This window comes from Lentzea sp. NPDC003310 (genome assembly GCF_040610935.1).
GTDB lineage: Bacteria > Actinomycetota > Actinomycetes > Mycobacteriales > Pseudonocardiaceae > Lentzea.
On the sequence record NZ_JBEXNC010000009.1, the window covers coordinates 60,443 to 77,720 of the forward strand.

Genomic DNA, 17,278 nt, shown 5'->3' on the forward strand with positions numbered 1-17,278 from the left:
ACAACCCGCAAGTTGTCCACAGCTTCCGAATCACCGAGCTACCCCACCCGCCCCACCCCCCACCATTGACCCATGCGCCACCCCATCGACCTGGAAGCCCTGGGCACCCTCTTCCTCCACCGGGTAGCACCACTGGCCGCCCTGCTCCACATAGGACTGTCCCCGTCCCTGATCGACCAGCGCTCCCGCCCGGGCGCCCCCTGGCAACGCCTGTTCCCGAGCATCTTCCTGCTGTCGAGAGCAGGCCCGTCCCGAGAACAACTGGTGCAGGCCGCCCTCCTCTACGCGGGCGAAGGCGCCATGCTCACCGCCTTCGACGCCCTGTACCTGCACGGCATGAGGTCGGTCCTCCCGACAGCAGACGCGATCCACGTCCTGGCCCCACGCCACTCGTCAGCCTGCGGCCACGGCACCCTCAGGCTGGAGAGGACGGACCGCCTCCCGAAACCAGCCCTCCGCCGAGGCTTCCACGTGGCCCCGCTGGAACGAGCAGCGGTGGACGCCATCCGCAGAACCCGCTCGATCCCGGACACCAAGGCCATCCTCGACGAGGTAGCCCACTACGTGGGCATCCAAGCCCTGAGAGCAGAGCTGGCCATGGCCCCGCGCAAGGGCACCACCCTGGCCCGCAAACTCCTGGGCGACTCACCAGCCCGCCAACTGGAGCTGGCCGTGATGGACCGCCGCCCACCCGCAGTCCCCCAAGCAAGAATCCCACTACCAGTCAGCTAACCGCCCAACCGCAACGCAACACCCCGCCGTGCCGCAAGCGTCACCAAGGGCGTCCCGACGCCATCGGCACGGCAACACAGCCGCGCCCAACCCAGCGCCGCCGCGCGCCTCTGCTGCCCGACCTCGGCTGGCCCTCTACCCCAGCCGCCCTCTACCCAGCCGACCTGAGCCTCGGCCCACCCGCCCTGCCGCCACTAACCCCGCCTCGCCCCTCGAACCTGCGGCCCTACACCCGCGGCCCTACACCTGCGGCCCCAAGCCGCAGCCCCAGACCCGCAGCCGCTCCGAACCGCAGCCGCCCTGAGCCCCAGCCGGTCCAACCCAGCCGCCACTACCCAACCTTGACCCTCAACCTCGCAGCCCCAAACCCAGCCGCCCGAGCTCAGTCGCCCCAAACTCCAGTCGCTCCGACCCCAGCCGGCCAATCCCAGCCGGCCCAACCCAGTCTCGGGCTCCGACCTCGCCGCCCGACTCCGGCCGCCCGACCCCAGCCGCCCCCAAACCCCTCTGCCACAACCCAAAGCCCCACCCTCACCGAGCCGAAGCCTTGACCCCCTTGCCCTTGGCCACAGCCCTCACCACAGCCCCACGCAAGCTCAAGAACTTCAATCGGGGCTCCGCGAAGTAGTCCCAAGGCCCAGCATCAGCCAACGCCCCCAAAGCCCGGAACTGCCCCAAAGCCTCCTCAAACCGCTGCAACTCAACCAACCCGTAAATCGCATACCCACGATCATCCCGAAGCGCATACGTGTCCGCCCCCTCATCAGCCAGCCGACGAAGCAACGAATCCAACGCCCCCACAACCGAAGGCAACCCCCACACCCCAGGAGAGGTCCCCTCAGCCTCATAAGCAGCCTGCAACGGCAACCCCAGCAACTTGGGCGACTTGAGCGCCGCCGCCGCAGCGAACTCCAACGCCATCTCATCCGACCCATGCCACTTCCGGCACCAGTACTGCAAAGCCTGCAGATGTCCGTTGTGGTGCAACGGATCCCGAGCCATCAACTCGTCCCAGATCTCCCGGAACTCGTCGTGCGACACCTGCAACCCGCGGGCCAGCGTCAGCATCGTGTTCACCGGCGTGGGGTCGTCCGGCACGACAGCGGCGGCGACCTGGGCCGCCTCACGCGCCTCGAACAGGACGCGGTGGAAACCCTCGAACTGCTCCCGCGTGGTCTGGGAGGCGGTGGCGCTGCCGCGGATGTCCCAAGCCAGGGACACCAGCGACATCGCGTGCACCACGATCCAGTGCGGGTCGCCGGGGCGGGCCGCCTGCCACGCCTCCATCCAGTTGTCGTCCTTGGCGGCGAGGTCGGCCAACGCCCAGACGACGCGCTGGCGGCGGTCCCAGTCGCCGTGGGTCGAGGCGACCAGGTCGGCGGCGTTCTCCCAGTTGCCCGCTCGGACGTCGTCCTTCACGGCGGCGAGGGCGAGGTCCTCGATCGGCGACGTAGTGGTGACCTCGGCGTCGGGGACCAGGCCGTAGCGCTCCGGGTGGGTCTTCGGCAGGACGTACGACGCGACCACGTCGGTGGGAAGGTCGTCGATCTCCACGCCCAGCCGCTTCGCCTCGCGCATGAGGCGGATGACGGTGATGAGTTCCTTGGGCTTGAACAGAAGTGAGAGCACCACGGGGTTTCTCCTGAACGCTCAGTGCGCTGGGCGGTAGTCGGGGGCCACACCGGCTGTGGCGAGCGCGGCGCGCAGGCCCTCGGTGCTGCCGTGGTCGGCGACCGCGGCGTCCAGGTGTTCGGCCATGTCGAAGTCGTGAGAGGAGGTGACGAACGTGGTCCGTCCCAGCCAGTCCAGCTCCCAGCGGGCGAGTCCCGCGTCCGAGAACGCCAGCGCCACGAGGGCGGACAGCTCGGGAAGCACTTCGCCGCGGGCCATCTCGCGGTGGGCTCGGGCGCCTGCCTCCCTGTTGCCGGGGACGTGGGAACCGAGGTCGGCGAGGTGTCCCGCGTCCAGGGCGTCGAGGACGGTGGTCAGGGACGGGGCCGTGTTCATCTTCGCCGCGGACGCTTCCAGCAGGCGTTCGGTGCCTCGGACCACACGGGCTCGCGCACCGATGTGGCCGAGGGTCGCCCAGTCGACGCGGTGCTTCGTGGCGGCGTCGGCCACGAGCGTCGTGAGGACGGCGGCGTCGAGCAGCGGCATCGGATCGGTCAGCAGTTCCAGTGCCGGGCGGTCGCCCCAGCCCGACTCGGGTTCCAGGGCCATGGCCTCGATCGCGGCGATGCGGTCGCGCAGCGGCGGGTGCGAGTCGTACGGGCCGCGGTCCGGGTCGTGCGGGTTCTGCCGGATCTCCTCCAGCTCCTCGTGGAGTTCGGACGAGGTGCGCAGGCGGGCGAAGCCGTCGAAGAACGTCGTGGGGAGGTAGCCGAGTTCCCACGCGACGGTCAGGTGGCGATTGGTGAAGAGGTCCCACGCGGCGTCGATCACCGGCAGTTCGCGCCAGGCCGACGCGGCGGCGGACGAGCCGGCCAGGGTGGCGGCGACGCGGTCGGCGGCGAACTCCTGGCGGCGGCTGATCGCCTGCGAGACGCGGAGGTAGAGCTTGGCGTAACCGCGGAACAGCTTGGCGATCATGCGCTGGAACCACTGCTCGGTGTTCATGTGGGCACCGGCGCGCAGCATCGCGTCACGGCCGGAGACGACGACACCGGCGAGACGCGTGTCCTTGCTGGCGTAGTGCCCGAGTTCGTGGGCGAGCACGGCGATGAGTTGTTTCTCGGTCAAGGAGGTGAGCAAAGGTGCACCGATGAACATCCTGCGCTTGAGGACGCGCAGTCCCAGGAAACGGGTGTCCTCGGCGACCCCGGCGTTCACCGCGGCGAGGATCCGGATCTCGTCCGGCGGGCGGGTGCCGACCTCGGCGGCCAGACGGCGCACGAGGTCCCAGAGGGCGGGCTGCTCCTCGGGCGTGACGAGCGTTCCCGGCACCTCGTCGCGCGTGCGGCGCTCCAGCGAGATCAGGCCCTTGCCCAGGGCGAACACGACCGGCACGACGAACAGGCCCAGCTTTAGCCCCACGAACGGACGCTCGATCAGGGCGTACGTCTCGAGCGCGAGCAGGCCCCCGATCAATCCGAAGGCAAGGACGTAGAAACCGACCAGCAACGCCACCGAGATGGCAGCACGAACAGAGACGCGCATAGGTAGAGCGACCTTCCCCCAGAACCCCCGTGCCGCCCCCAGCTGACGGCAGCACGAAGTGTGCACGAGAACCCGGTCACGACTCAATGCCGAAAGACGGTTGCTCCCGAGAGAACGGACCCGTGTCAACCAGCCGATCGGCCAGTGCGGGTACCGCTGCGGGATGACATCGCCCTGTGCAGCTCCGGCCTCCAGAAGGAGGTGGGGTGACGCTCGGTGTCCCTACGGTCACTGAGGCAACACCTCATCGAGCACTGGAGGTACCCAGTGAGAGCAGGACAGCGAGGTGCCCGCAGGGGGATCACCGCGCTCGCGTTGTCGGCAGGCCTCGTCACCGCGGGAGTGACCACGGGGACGACGGCGGTCGCGCACGCGCAGGAGCGGCAACCGGCGAGCAAGGGTGACCACAGCGTCACGCTGATCACCGGTGACCGGGTGGAGTTGGCGGGCGACCGCGTCGTGCGGTTCGTGCCGGGGCCGGGGCGCGGCAGGATGCCAGTGCGGACGTTCCTGCGGGACGGACATCGGCACGTGGTGCCCGCGGACGCGATCGCCTTGGTGGACAACGGAAAGCTCGACCCGCGGTTGTTCGACGTGACGTCCATGGCCGAGTTCGGCTACAACGACGCGCGGCGCGGCACCGTTCCTGTGATCGTGCGGCCGGCGGCGGGCGCGCGATCCGGTGTGACGGCGCTGGCGGGGCAGGAGTCCGTGGCCGGTCTGGTGACGGGGTCCGTCGAGAAGTCGGGCAGCGCCTGGGAGTCGTTGCGCGGCGGCGCCGTGGAGAAGGTGTGGCTCGACGGCGTCCGGAAGGTGTCGCTCGACCGCAGCACGAAGCAGATCGGCGCGCCGCAGGCGTGGGCGGCCGGTGTGACGGGCAAGGGCGTGAAGGTCGCGGTGCTCGACACGGGTGTCGACGAGAAGCACCCGGACCTGCAGGGCAGGCAGGTCGCCGAGAAGAACTTCACCGACTCGCCGGACAACACCGACGAGGTCGGGCACGGCACGCACGTCGCGTCGACGATCGCCGGCAGGGGCGAGCAGTACCGCGGCGTCGCGCCGGACGCGGAGATCCTCGACGGCAAGGTGTGCCAGCCGGGCGGGTGCCCGGACTCGGCGATCCTCGCCGGCATGCAGTGGGCGGCCGACCAGGGCGCGAGCGTCATCAACATGAGCCTGGGAGGAGGTGACACCCCGGAGATCGACCCCATCGAGGAGGCCCTCAACCGGATCTCCCGGGAGACCGGCGCGCTGTTCGTCGTCGCGGCGGGCAACTCCGGGCGGCCGGAGACGATCGGCTCGCCCGGCAGTGCCGAGTCGGCGCTGACCGTCGGGGCAGTGGACCGCAACGACGGCATCGCCCCGTTCTCCAGCCGCGGTCCGGCCGCGGACGGAGCGGTGAAGCCGGACGTGACCGCGCCCGGTGTCGGCATCGTCGCCGCCGAGGCCGGTACTCAGGGCCACGTCGCGATGGACGGCACGTCGATGGCGACGCCGCACGTCGCGGGTGTCGTCGCACTGCTCAAGCAGCAGCACGCCGACTGGTCCGGCGACCGGCTCAAGGCCACAGTCATGGCGTCGGCCAAGGCGAACCCGTCGCTGACGGCGTTCGACCAGGGCGCCGGACGGGCGGACGTGCCGAGGATGCTGGCGCAGCAGGTGGTCGCGGAGCCCGCGAACATCAACTTCGGGCTGCAGCAGTGGCCGCACGACGACGACCAGAAGGTCGTCCGCGAGGTCACCTACCGCAACCCCGGCACCGAGCCAGTCACGCTCGACCTGACCGCAGAGGTCAAGGGCCCGGAGGGCAAGCCCGCGCCCGCGGGTCTGTTCACCGTGTCACCGGCGAAGGTCACCGTCCCCGCGGGAGGCGAGGCCAAGGCCACGATCACCGCCGACACCAGGGTGGCCGCGCCGGACGGTGCCTACAGCGGCGCGGTCGTGGCGTCGAACGGGCTCCGCACTCTCGTCAGCGTCAACCGCGAGGTCGAGAGCTACGACACCGCCGTGTCGGTGCTCGGCGCCGACGGCAACCCCGCCGAGAACCAGAGCACGGTGTTCGTCAACACGAAGACGGGCAAGAGCTATCCGGGCACCGCGAAGGACGTCCGGCTGCCCAAGGGCGAGTACCTCGTGGACAGTTCGGTCATCAGCACGGACTTCAAGGTCGCGTTCGTGGTGCAGCCGAAGTTCGTGGTGGCCGGCAAGGGATCGATCACGATCGACACGCGCCAGGCGAAACCGGTCGCGCTGAAGACACCGGACGCCGCGGCCAAGGGCATGATCGGCACCGTCGGCTACACCACCCAGGTCGCGGGCGCGCCGTTCGGCCACGGCTGGGCGGTCTTCGACGGTCTCGCAGGCCAGTTCTCCACGGCTCAGCTGGGACCGGACGCGCCGGGCTTCTCGACCACGATCGCCGAGCAGTTCCAAGGCGCGGCCCGCGACGAGAAGACGCCGGTCAGCTACCGCCTCATGTACACCGAGAAGCGCATGCCGACCGGGTACGAGCGCACGGCCAAGGCGAGCGAGCTCGCCGAGATGACCACCGGGTTCCGCCCGGCAGGCGAGGGCCGCAAGCACGGCGTCGCGGTCATGCCGCACCCGGTCGACGGCAGCGGCGGGTTCGCGTGGTTCACGCAGGTGCCGAACGGTGGCCGTGCGGTCGACCTCGTGTCGACGGTGACCGGCAAGTGGAGCTGGATCTACGACCGCGTCGGCCCGGACGACCGCCCCGAGTACTCGACCGAGAACCCGAGCCGCGCCTTCAAGGGCGGGAAGAAGTACTCGCAGACGTTCGGCATCGCCGTCCTCGGCCCGTCGGTCCCGGCAGAGCCGCGCTTCGGCCTCGCGAGGCTCGAGGACCAGATCGCCGTCGTCGTCCCGCTCTTCACCGACGGCAACGGCGGCGCGGGCAGGGTGTCCGGCGGAACGGCGAAGACCTCGTTGTCCCGCAACGGCACCAAGCTCGGCGAGTCGCCCACCCCGACCGCTGTGTTCGACGTGCCCGCCGACGAAGGCACCTACCGCGCCGAAATGGAGCACAGCCGCGACGCGGAGCTGTCGACGAAGGTGAGCGGCGCCTGGACGTTCAAGGCCAAGCACACCAACGAGATCACGCACCTGCCGCTCACGGTCGTCCGCTTCCAGCCGAAGCTCGACGACGAGGACACCGCGCACGGCCGGGTGCAACTCGTCCCGCTGAAGGTCGAGCAGGGCCAGAACACGCCGAAGGTCAAACGCGTCACCGTCGAGGTGTCCTACGACGACGGCGCGACCTGGAAGCAGGCCCAGGCCGTCGGCGACAAGGTGCTGCTGAAGCACCCGAAGGACGCCAAGTTCGCCTCGCTGCGCGCCAAGACCACGGACGCGGCGGGCAACACGGGCGAGACGACGATCATCCGCGCCTACAAGATCGCGAGCTGAGCCGTCCGACCCGCTGGTCGGCTCCGGGTGCGCTCAGGGCCGCTGGTCGGCTCCGGGGCGCGCTCGGGGCCGGTGTTCGGTTCGGGGCGTGGTTTGGCCCGCTGGCCTGCTCGGGGCGTGTCCGGACCGGCCGGTTGGCTCGCGGCGGGCGTGGCGGAGCTGGCCGGTGGGGATTGTAGGTATGACGGACTGGCTGGGTGGGCCCGTGAACGCGGCCGCGCCCGCTGGCCGGCTCAGAGATGCGCCCGCACCCGCTGGTCCGCTCGGGAGGCACGGCCGTGCCAGTTGGTCGGCTCCTGTGCGGCCAGGCCCGCGTCGTCGGCGACCAGGGCAAGGACGTCGCCGCATGCCTCACCCGCGCATCTGATCCGCGCACGCGATCACTGTCAGACCCGCTGAGTAGCATCGGATTCGGGGGCTCCGCACTCCGGCCACACAGGGCCCGGGAACCCCCGAATTCGAGCTTACTCAGCGGGTCTGACACTTCTCCAGCTCAGCGGGTCTGGCACTTCCGCGACTCAGCGAGTCGAACGCTGCTACGACTCAGCGGGTCGAACTCTGCGAAGGCCGTCGGTACTGCGCCGCCGACCCCACCGTCGCCGGGTCCTCGTAGCTCCCGGCCTTCCCCCGGTCGACGTGGAACGTGGTCAGCGTCGTCACCGGCGACGCCGCGTCCCGCCGGTCCCCGATCACCCTCATGTGCGTGGTGAACCGCTGCGGCGTCACCTCGTACACGTCGTACCCGTACCTGTTGCCCTCGAAGTACTTCAGGTGCGGGTTCGCCGCGCCCATCACCGGTCCGTTCGCCGCGTTCCACTCCGGCGAGTACGCGCCCGACGTGACCGAGTGCGCCGTGAACTCCGTGCCGATCACCGGCGAGGTGACGTCGTCGAAGTCCGGGCGGATGTCGTCCACGAAGGCCGAGTGCCAGTCGCCGGTCAGCACGACGAGGTCCTCCATGCCGGACGACGCGACGTGGCCGAGCACCTCGCGGCGTTCGGCGCGGAAGCCGTCCCACTGGTCGGTGAAGTAGTAGCCGCCGCCGGGGCGGGCGAGCTGCGAGAGCATGATCGAGTTGATCCACACCTGCCACGCCTCGCGGGCGCCGGAAATGCCGTCCAGCAGCCATTTCTTCTGCGAGGCGCCCAGGATGGTGCCATCGGCGAGGTTCTGCGCGGAGCGGTACTGGCGCAGGTCCAGCACCGTGAGGTCGACCAGGGAGCCCCACTCTCGGCGGCGGTGGATCTGTGGTTCGAGAGCGCTCCCAGCGCGGATCGGGAGGTGCTCGTACCAGGCCTGGTAGGCGGCGGCGCGGCGCTTCACGAACGGTGCGGCGCCCTCGGAGCCGCTGTAGTCGTTGACCACCTCGTGGTCGTCCCACGTGAGGAAGAACGGGTGCGCGGCGTGGGCGTCGCGCAGCGACGGGTCGCCCTTGTAGAGCGCGTGGCGGCGGCGGTAGTCCGCAAGGGACAGCACTGCGGGACCCTCGTGGTCGCGCACGTGTGCGCCGCCGACCTGGCCGTGTTCGTAGATGTAGTCGCCTAGGTGCACGACGAAGTCCAGGTTCTCGGCGGCGATGCCGCGGTGCGCCGCGTAGAAGCCGTCGTGGAACGCCTGGCAGTTCGCCGTCGCGAAACGCACCTTCGAGACCGGGCCACCGGGGGCCGTGCGCGTGCGGCCGACGCGGGAACGCTTGCCCAGAGCCGAGAACTGGTAGTAGTAGGTGCGGCCGGGACGGAGTCCGTGCACCGGCACGTGCACGCTGTGGCCCAGGAGGGCCGACGCGCCAACGGTTCCGGACGCCACGCGTGCGCGCATCGTGCGGTCGAGCGCGACGGACCACTCGACCTCGACGACCTCGGGCAGCGGCTGCTCGAACGCCAGCGGTTCGGGCGCCAGGCGCGTCCACAGGAGCACGCTGTCCGGCAACGGGTCGCCGGAACCGACGCCCAGCGTGAACGGCGCGGCGTCCCACGAGACGCCCAGGTCGAGGGCGGCCGCGTGCGCCTGCGCGGGGGAGAGGCCCGCCGACAGCGGCCACACGGTGCCCAGGGCTCCGGCGGAGGCCGCGGCGCGCAGGAGATCACGTCGGTTCAGCATCAGCGGCCTCCGACCGTGAACGAGATGTTGTCGGCGTAGCCGTCGTTCGACGTGCCACCACCGGATCGGGTCATCTGCAGCGTCACCACGGCGGTCCGGCTGTCCGGCGGCACGGTGCCGCGCGCCGTCCGCTCCAGCAGGCCCGTGCGGCCGGACCGCTCCTCCGCCGTCACCGGGCCGAGCACCACCAGGCCGCGCGGGGTGCCGCCGGCGTCGAGGAACTCGACGGACAGCCGGGCGCCGTCCTGCTGCGCCGCGTAGCCGCCGAGCCACGCGGACACCACGAACTGAGACGATCGGCGCGGCAACGTCACGCTCTGTCGCAGCGTGCTCAGGGGCGTGTCGCCGCCGCCGAAGAACGACGAACCACGCTGCGCCGGACCGGGATCACCGGGCCCCGGATACCCCTGGCCCGTGTCGTACCGCAGCACGACGGGGGCGCCCGCGACCACGAGCCAGCCGGTCAGGCCCTGCTCGGCGGCGCCGTTGACGATGAGTTCGGTCATGCGACCGATCCGAGCAAGCGCGGCTGTCGCGTGCGGGTCGGCAGGCGGAACGAGGTGTGAACGGAAGGCCACAAGGGGCTGGAAGGAGCCTCACGAAGGCCTCACCACTGCCCCAGGAGGATGATGGTGACAGAACAGACCGTATGAGAAGGCCGACTGGGTAGTCGCCGAGGCGCGCGGATCGTATCCTGGAAGGTGACGTCCCCAGGGTGGGTCGTCCGCCGGGTTCGGCGGAAACCGAGAACACCCGGCGCCCGCGACCGCTGTGCCGGAGGAGGAACGATGCCACTCTCCGAGCACGAGCAGCGACTGCTCGACCAGATCGAGCGCGCGCTCTACGCCGAGGACCCGAAGTTCGCATCCACCGTACGGGGCGCCAAGTTGCGGCGGCCGTCCAAGCGACGCCGCGTACAAGGCATCGTGTTGTTCGTGGTCGGCGTTGCCGCGCTCATCACCGGAGTGATGCTGCCGCAGCTCTCGATCGCCAGCATCCCCGTGGTGAGCGTCTTCGGCTTCCTGCTCATGTTCTTCGGTGCGCTCATCACCCTGACGACGTTGCGTCGCGGTGACCAGGTCGCCGAGGGAGCGCAGGAGGACGGCAAGCCAGCGCGCAGCCGCAGCTCGTTCTCCGAACGGATGGAAGAGCGCTTCCGCCGTCGCTTCGACGAAGAGCAGTAAGCCGACCGAGAAGCAGCAGAGCGAAGGGCCCGCCCCCGGTGAGGGGAGCGGGCCCTTCGCTTTGTCACGGGCGGTGCGTCGAGGGAACCGGGCGCGGGGCAGCTGGGGCGTCGGGTGGCTGGGCGCGGGGCAGCTGGGCGCGGGGCGGGTGTGCCGTGGCAGGCACCTCCTGGGCGCCTGCCACCCGTCACCTACACCCCGACCGGCTCCCGGTCGGGCGTGTCCGCCGTCGGCGTCGGCGTCGGCTTCAGCACCGACTTCGGGAACAGCTTCGCCTTCCACGACAGCGGGGCGTTGCGGCCCAGCGACTGCCGGACCGCGGCCAGCGCACCGGGCAACGCCGGGTCGGCGGCCGGGTTCGGGCTGTACCAGGACCGCTCGATCGCCCCGATCACCGCGCGCAGGCCTTCCTTGCCCGCGTCGTCCAGGTTGTGCTCGCGCGCGAGCCTGCGGGCCGCGATCCGGATCGTCTCCGCGGACGGCACGGGTGCGCCGCGGTCGATCGACTCCGCCATGAGCTCGCTCCACGCCGCGGAGGCCGCACGGGGTCCGAGCCCGGCGACCTCTCGCAACCGGCCGCGCCTGCGCAGCTCGCGGATGGCCGCCGGGGTCGCCGCGAGCAGCACCAGGAGCACGACCACCATCAGGATGTACGACAGCCATGCCACCGCGAGCAGCAGCGCGATCGCCCACAGCACCACCGAGATCGGGCCGCTCCAGCGCCGCAGCGGTGTCAGTGGGCTCCTCTTGGACCGCGGCCCGTCCCTTGACGGCGAGCTCCCGGCCGGTGCCTCGGGAGGCGCGACCTTCGAGAGGTTCGTGTGGCGCAGGATCTGGAACATCGTCGCGACGATCAGGACGGCGAGCAGTGCCCACGGCACCCAGTTCTTCGAGGTGTCCTCCGGCGTCGCGTTGCCGATGTCGGCGGCTCCGTCGGTGCCGTCGGCCGAGGTGGAGGACTGCGCCGACCCGGTCGTGGACGGCGCCGTCGACTCGGTCTGCGTGTTCGCGGTCGGCACGTCCTCCTGGCCCGGCGCGGTCTCGCGCAGGTACGGCGGCACGATCCCGCGGCCGTCGTTGACCGGGGTCGGGTCGAAGGTCGTCCACCCGTAGTTCGGGAAGAAGATCTCGACCCACGCGTGCGCGTCCTCGGTGCTGATCACCCGGTAGGAGTTGTCCGCGGACATCACGCCGGCGGTGAAGCCGATCGCCACCCGCGACGGCAGGCCCACCACGCGCGCCATCACGGCCATCGCGGAGGCGAACTGCTCGCAGTAGCCGACCTTGCCGCGCAGCACGAAGTCCGTCAGCGCGTCCGTGGTGACGTCGCCGCCGGTCTTGAGGTCGTAGGTGAACCCCGAGGTGGGGCCGTTGAAGAACGCCGTCAGCGCGGCGGCCTTGTCGAAGTCGTTGGTGGCGCCCTCGACGATCTTCTTGGCCAGGTCGACGATCGGCTGCTCGACCCCGTCGAACTTGTAGTACTCGCGGTCCACCGCGTTCGCCTGCGTCGGTGCCAGCCGCAGCGCCTGCTTCGTCGGCGGCGTCATCACCGTGTCGATCTCGTACGGCTCCGGCTCGCGCTCCCGCTGGGTGTAGATCACACCCTTCTTCGCGTCGAACTGGTAGTCGTCGTCCGGGGTGTCGATCCGGCGGACCTGGCCGTACGTCGGCAGCCAGAAGCTGCGCCAGTCGCGCGGCTCGATGTTGATCCGGGTGGTCTTGCCCTCGCCGCGGTCACCCGGCTGCGGCGGCAGCTCGCCGCGCGCCGGCTGGCCACCGGGGGGCGTGCCGCGTTCCCAGCCCTTGTTCGGCACGTACTGGGCGAGCGTGGACGCGCGCATGTACGTCGGGTCGTCCATGCCGCGCACGTAGAACACCTCGGCGCTGCGGCCGCGGTTCAGCATGCCGCGCAACGACGTCATCTCGCTCAGCCCGATGCCGCCCTTGCCGCCGCCACCGCCGCCCCCGCCCGGCAGCCTGCCGACCGTGCCGACCAGCGTGAAGCCGGCGCCGACGACCAGCGCGACCACCATCGCGATCGCCGCCACCGAGGTCGCGGACCCGCCGGACCCGCTCGCCGACCCGGACCCGAGCCGGCCGCGCCACGCCTCGTGCCGGTGCTGGCCGTCGACCGCGAGCAGCATCGCGAACGCCGCCGCGCCCAGCACGAACGTCCACCACGGCAGCATCTCGTCGGCCAGCGACGCGGGCACCGCGAACACGCACAGCAGCACCAGTCCGGACGCCGCCGGGGCCGCCGCGGCCACCGCGAGCGTGTCGACCAGCACCGCGACCAGGCCGATCGCGAGCACCACGAGCGCCTGGATCGCCGGGGACGCGTGCACCGGCGGCACCCCGGTCTGGACCTGCGCCACGGACTCCGCGAGCACGTCGCCGAGCTCGCCCAGCGCGTCCGGGCCGGGGATGAACAGGAAGATGCCCGACCGCGTGTGCAACGCCGTGAGCAGGCAGAACAGCACCACGATCTGGGCGACCGCCACCAGCGGCGGGGTCAGCCGGGTCGCCCGCAGGAACGCGCCGGTCAGGGTGATCGCGACGATCACCACGCCGATGCGCACCAGCCACAGGTCACCCTCGATGACCCCGGACAGCGCGGTCGAGGCGCAGAGCACGGCCAGCGCGGCGATCCACGGCGTCGCCGAGGTGAACCACTCCGGCTCGGTGCCCCGTGAAGGAGCGGAACGGGACCCCATCAGCCCACCTCCGAACGGAACGACGGACCCCGGGTCCCTGCCGAGGCGCACAGCTCCTGCCACACCTGCTGCATCGACGCCGACGGCTTCGCGATGGCCACGCCCCAGCCCGCGCCGGTCAGCAACCGCCGGGCGTCCTCGGGTTCCGGAGCGGACGTGTCCGTGCCACCGGACCAGGCGTTCACGTCCATCAGCACGGCCAGGCTGCGAGTCCCGCGCGGCCGGTACCTCACCAGCTCCTCCGCGGAGGCCGGTGAGAGCCCGCCGAGCACCGCGATGACCTCCTGGCCCGCGCCGGGGTCCGTCCCGCCGCTCAGCTCACGGCGGTGCGAACCCTGCAGCGCGGCGAGCGAGTCCAGCACCACGTGGTCGCTGTGCCCGCCGTCGGACGACCCGCCCGCGAGCACCCGCCCGTCCTCGGAGACCAGGCGCACCTGGTGCCCGAAGTGGTGCAGGTGCAGGCAGATCGACGCCGCGAACGAGATGGCCCACTCCAGCGACGCCGTGGGGCCGGTGCCGCGGTGCGCGTGCACCCGGTGGTCGAGCAGCACCGTCGTGCCGCCGCGCCACGGCCGTTCCTCGACGCGGACCATCAGCTCGTCGCGCCGCGCCGTCGACCGCCAGTGGACCTTCCGCAGGTCGTCGCCCTGCCGGTACGGCCGCACGACCGCGTCGTCCTCGCCCTGACCGGCGCGCAGCCGGACCGAGCCGTCGTCACCCGCGCCCATGCCGGACCCGCCAGGCAGCCCGCCGAGTCGCACGACCCGCGGCACCACGACCAGGCGCGACCGGCCCGCGAGCTCGCGGTCGAACTCGGCGAGGCCGAACGGGTCGGTGATCCGCGCCATCAGCGGCCCGACCTGCTGGATGCCGCGCATGACCGGCTTGAGCGGGTAGCGCAGCGAGGTCGGCGTGTTGCGGGGCAGCCGTTCGACGAGGAACCGCGGCCGCGCGCCCAGGGCGTACGGGACGGTGTCCTCCAGCATCAGCCCGCCCGTGGGCAGCCGGCCGGTGCTGCGCAGGTCGAGCTTCACCTCGGACGCGGCCCCCACCGGCACCCGGCTCGGCGCGAGGTAGCGGGCGGCGTGCAACCCCACCCGCGCCCTCGTCGCGAGCCACGCGGCCAGCAGCGGCAGGGCGATCACGAAGGCGGCGACCCGCAGCAGGTCGCGCTCGTTCAGCACGGCGGCGCACACTCCGGCGGCGAACCCCGCGGCCAGCAAGCATCTTCCGCGCGTGGTCAGACCGGAGAGTGCGGTGCGCATCGTTAGCGTGGTGTCCCTGCGTTGTTGTTGTTCATGCTCCGGACGAACGCCGCGCTCGGGTCCATCGCCGCGGTCGGCACCGGCACCCGCTGCAGGAGGGCCCTGATCAGGTCGGCGGGGGACCGGCGGGCGGCCTGCGCCTCCGCGGTCAGCACCAGCCGGTGCGCGAGGACCGGGATCGACACCGCGTGGATGTCGTCCGGCACCACGAAGTCGCGACCGGCCAGCGCGGCCTGCGCGCGAGCCGCCCGGACGAGGTGCAGCGTGGACCGCGGGGACGCGCCCAGCCGCAGCTCCGGCAGCCGGCGCGTGGCCGACACCAGCTCGACCGCGTACCGGCGGACCTCGGGGGACAGGTGCACCCGGCGCACGGCCTCGATCAGCCGCAGGATCTGGTTCGCGTCCGAGACGGGCCGCAGGTCGTCGAGCGGGTTGTGGCCCGCGTGCTCGTCGACCATGGCGAGCTCGGCCTGGGGGTCCGGGTAGCCGACCGACACACGCGCGGTGAACCTGTCGCGCTGCGCCTCGGGCAGGGCGTAGGTGCCCTCCATCTCGATCGGGTTCTGCGTCGCGATCACCATGAACGGCGAGCCCAGCGGGTACGTGTTGCCGTCGACCGTGACCTGGTGCTCCTCCATGCACTCCAGCAGCGCGGACTGCGTCTTGGGGGAGGCGCGGTTGATCTCGTCGCCGACGACGATGTTCGCGAAGATCGGCCCGGGCCGGAACTCGAAGTCGTTCTCCTGCCGGTTGTAGATGGACGAGCCGGTGATGTCGCTCGGCAACAGGTCCGGCGTGAACTGCACGCGGCTCACGGTGCAGTCGATCGAACGGGCAAGCGCTTTCGCCAGCGAGGTCTTGCCGACACCCGGCACGTCCTCGACCAGCAGGTGCCCTTCGGCGAGCAGCGTCACGAGGGCGAGACGGACCACGTCGGGTTTGCCGACGAGCACCCGTTCGACGTTGGCGGCGATCCGCTGGACGGCGCCGTGCAGCTCACCCAGAACCTGATCGACCGGCGCGTGACTGTTCGCGCTTGGGCTTCCCGGCGTCACTAAACCTCCAGCAGCCGTGTCCGGAACACGGACGTGTGAGCGTTTCACGCAGTGTGTCAAACCACGGCTAAGTGCCGTTAGTTACCTGCTGCATCCATCTCCACCAGTTTCCACCTTCCGTTGCCTGAGCCGTGAGCGAACGCTTGCCCGCTCCGCTCGGTAGCCGTCACCTCGCGGTGTGGCGTTGGCCCGGCCGCGGCCGGGTCTTCCCGCGGCAGTACCCGCTGCCCACACCGCGTGGGTCTGACGTGGGTTTCCGTCGGGCTTTTTCCCGTCCCGGCGCAACTCGCCGCGGACGTGCCGTTCGCAGCCTCGCCGACGAGCGAGACGAGGTTGCGGGCGGCGTTGAGATCGCGATCGAGCACGGAGCCGCACTCGTCGCAGTCGTACACCCGGACACGCAGCGGCAGCTTGGCTTTCACCGCGCCGCAGTCCGAACAGGTCTTCGACGACGGGTACCAGCGGTCGGCGATGACCAGCCTCGACCCGCCCCGGGCGGACTTGTAGCCGAGTTGCCGCCGCAGTTCGCGCATGCCGACATCGGCGATGTGCCGGGCCAGGCGGCGGTTGCGCAGCATGCCGGACACGGGGAGGTCTTCCAGCACGATCGTGCCGAACTCGCGGATCAGACCGGTGGTGAGTTCGTGCAGGCCATCGCTGCGGGCGTACGCGGTTCGGGCGTGCAGTCGCGTGATCTTGTCGCGAGTCCGGCGCCATCGGCTCGAGGGCTGCTGCCCGGTGCGCTTGTCGGGGCCGGTGCGCCGAGCGGCCTGCCGCTGCAGCCGGCGCAGTGCGCGAAGTGCGAGGCCGAGGTGCCTCGGGTTCGGCACGACCAAGCCCGTGGACAGCACCGCGAGGGATTTCACGCCGAGATCCACACCGACCGCGTCGCCAGGTCGGCGTGGCGTCGGCTCGGTCCGGATGATCTCCACCGAGAAGGAGCAGAACCAGCGGCCGGACCGGTGGGACACGGTGGCGGACCGGTACCGCGCTCCAAGTGGCGGGCGAGCTTGCGCGTGGACTCGTGGGTGCGCACGGAGTCGATGCGCGGCAACTTGACGTGCCGCCGATCGTGGGTGAGGCCGTACGCGCCCGTGGTGAACCGGCAGGACGAACCAGCTCGCTTCCCCCTGAACCCCGGGAACCGGACCGCGCGGCCGGGCCTCCTGCCCCTGCGGCTGTCGTGCCAGGTCGTCAACGCGGTGGCCAGGTTGGCGAGCCCGGACGAGTAGGCCTCCTTGGAGTTCTCGCCCCACCACGGCGCTGCCTCGCTCTTCGCCTGGTTCCAGACCTTGCGCAGGCTGTAGGCCGACCACGACACCGCTGGGGTGAGCCGATCGTCGGGAACGCCGTAGGTCGCCTCGGCGGCACGCTGGTCCAGATTGGCCTTGATCCGCGCCAGGCCCCAGTTGAACGCGAAGCGTTGCGCACCGCAGTGCGACCGCAAAGCCGAGCGCTGCCTTGCGGTCGGATCGAGTGCGTACCGGTACGCCTGGATCACCGTGACCATTTCGTGATGAAAGTAGCGCACGACACCGACAGTGCTGGTTGGCGGCTCGCGGGAGTGTCCGTCGGCCCTCCTCGGTGCCGGTCAGGCGCCGCGCGCTCGCGGGCTGTGCCGGGCCCGTTCCACCTTCCCCCACCAT

The 17,278-nt window shown here is 71.1% G+C and carries 12 protein-coding genes; 3 read left to right on the top strand and 9 right to left on the bottom strand.

Annotated features, from left to right (window positions below):
• Positions 1-72: 72 nt before the first annotated feature.
• Positions 73-732, top strand: a complete 660-nt coding sequence (locus tag ABZX02_RS19465) for a hypothetical protein (protein ID WP_355299968.1) — start codon at positions 73-75, stop codon at positions 730-732.
• 531 nt (positions 733-1,263) lie between these two features.
• On the opposite strand, the gene ABZX02_RS19470 is transcribed toward ABZX02_RS19465, so the two are convergent.
• Together ABZX02_RS19470 and ABZX02_RS19475 are read right to left on the bottom strand one after the other, a co-directional pair.
• Positions 1,264-2,364, bottom strand: a complete 1,101-nt coding sequence (locus tag ABZX02_RS19470) for a DUF4034 domain-containing protein (RefSeq protein ID WP_355299970.1) — start codon at positions 2,362-2,364, stop codon at positions 1,264-1,266.
• 18 nt (positions 2,365-2,382) lie between these two features.
• Complete coding sequence (locus tag ABZX02_RS19475) at positions 2,383-3,888, bottom strand: M48 family metalloprotease (protein WP_355299972.1); 1,506 nt, start codon at positions 3,886-3,888, stop codon at positions 2,383-2,385.
• 267 nt (positions 3,889-4,155) lie between these two features.
• Between ABZX02_RS19475 and ABZX02_RS19480 the strand changes: the two genes are divergently transcribed.
• Complete coding sequence (locus ABZX02_RS19480; RefSeq protein ID WP_355299974.1) at positions 4,156-7,314, top strand: S8 family serine peptidase; 3,159 nt, start codon at positions 4,156-4,158, stop codon at positions 7,312-7,314.
• Positions 7,315-7,857: 543 nt separating this feature from the next.
• On the opposite strand, the gene ABZX02_RS19485 is transcribed toward ABZX02_RS19480, so the two are convergent.
• The gene (locus tag ABZX02_RS19485; protein WP_355299976.1) at positions 7,858-9,414 is read right to left on the bottom strand and encodes an alkaline phosphatase D family protein; all 1,557 of its coding nucleotides are present in this window, start codon (positions 9,412-9,414) and stop codon (positions 7,858-7,860) included.
• A complete protein-coding gene (locus ABZX02_RS19490) occupies positions 9,414-9,920 on the bottom strand; it encodes a hypothetical protein (protein WP_355299978.1) in 507 nt (168 codons plus the stop codon). Before ABZX02_RS19490 ends, ABZX02_RS19485 begins: the two co-directional genes overlap by 1 nt.
• A gap of 282 nt (positions 9,921-10,202) precedes the next feature.
• Between ABZX02_RS19490 and ABZX02_RS19495 the strand changes: the two genes are divergently transcribed.
• Positions 10,203-10,598, top strand: a complete 396-nt coding sequence (locus ABZX02_RS19495) for a DUF3040 domain-containing protein (protein ID WP_090073948.1) — start codon at positions 10,203-10,205, stop codon at positions 10,596-10,598.
• Positions 10,599-10,789: 191 nt separating this feature from the next.
• On the opposite strand, the gene ABZX02_RS19500 is transcribed toward ABZX02_RS19495, so the two are convergent.
• The 5 genes from ABZX02_RS19500 to ABZX02_RS19520 form a co-directional block, all read right to left on the bottom strand.
• Positions 10,790-13,312: a DUF3488 and transglutaminase-like domain-containing protein gene (locus ABZX02_RS19500; RefSeq protein WP_355299980.1), complete on the bottom strand. Its 2,523-nt coding sequence runs from the start codon at positions 13,310-13,312 to the stop codon at positions 10,790-10,792.
• Positions 13,312-14,577 (bottom strand): DUF58 domain-containing protein, encoded by a 1,266-nt coding sequence (locus tag ABZX02_RS19505; RefSeq protein ID WP_355299981.1) that lies wholly within the window; start codon positions 14,575-14,577, stop codon positions 13,312-13,314. Before ABZX02_RS19505 ends, ABZX02_RS19500 begins: the two co-directional genes overlap by 1 nt.
• 2 nt (positions 14,578-14,579) lie before the next feature.
• Positions 14,580-15,581, bottom strand: a complete 1,002-nt coding sequence (locus ABZX02_RS19510; RefSeq protein ID WP_355300254.1) for a MoxR family ATPase — start codon at positions 15,579-15,581, stop codon at positions 14,580-14,582.
• A 128-nt stretch (positions 15,582-15,709) separates the two neighbouring features.
• Complete coding sequence (locus tag ABZX02_RS19515) at positions 15,710-16,564, bottom strand: RNA-guided endonuclease TnpB family protein (RefSeq protein WP_355299983.1); 855 nt, start codon at positions 16,562-16,564, stop codon at positions 15,710-15,712.
• Entirely contained in the window at positions 16,495-17,142 is a 648-nt protein-coding gene (locus ABZX02_RS19520; protein WP_355299985.1) for a helix-turn-helix domain-containing protein, read from the bottom strand. Before ABZX02_RS19520 ends, ABZX02_RS19515 begins: the two co-directional genes overlap by 70 nt.
• Between the last annotated feature and the right edge of the window lie 136 nt (positions 17,143-17,278).

Excerpts from the sequence above, each read along its gene's own strand:
- ABZX02_RS19520 (WP_355299985.1), bottom strand. The coding sequence starts at position 17,142 with ATGGTCACGGTGATCCAGGCGTACCGGTACGCACTCGATCCGACCGCA.
- ABZX02_RS19500 (WP_355299980.1), bottom strand. The coding sequence starts at position 13,312 with ATGGGGTCCCGTTCCGCTCCTTCACGGGGCACCGAGCCGGAGTGGTTC.
- ABZX02_RS19495 (WP_090073948.1), top strand. The coding sequence starts at position 10,203 with ATGCCACTCTCCGAGCACGAGCAGCGACTGCTCGACCAGATCGAGCGC.
- ABZX02_RS19465 (WP_355299968.1), top strand. The coding sequence starts at position 73 with ATGCGCCACCCCATCGACCTGGAAGCCCTGGGCACCCTCTTCCTCCAC.
- ABZX02_RS19490 (WP_355299978.1), bottom strand. The coding sequence starts at position 9,920 with ATGACCGAACTCATCGTCAACGGCGCCGCCGAGCAGGGCCTGACCGGC.
- ABZX02_RS19475 (WP_355299972.1), bottom strand. The coding sequence starts at position 3,888 with ATGCGCGTCTCTGTTCGTGCTGCCATCTCGGTGGCGTTGCTGGTCGGT.
- ABZX02_RS19485 (WP_355299976.1), bottom strand. The coding sequence starts at position 9,414 with ATGCTGAACCGACGTGATCTCCTGCGCGCCGCGGCCTCCGCCGGAGCC.
- ABZX02_RS19505 (WP_355299981.1), bottom strand. The coding sequence starts at position 14,577 with ATGCGCACCGCACTCTCCGGTCTGACCACGCGCGGAAGATGCTTGCTG.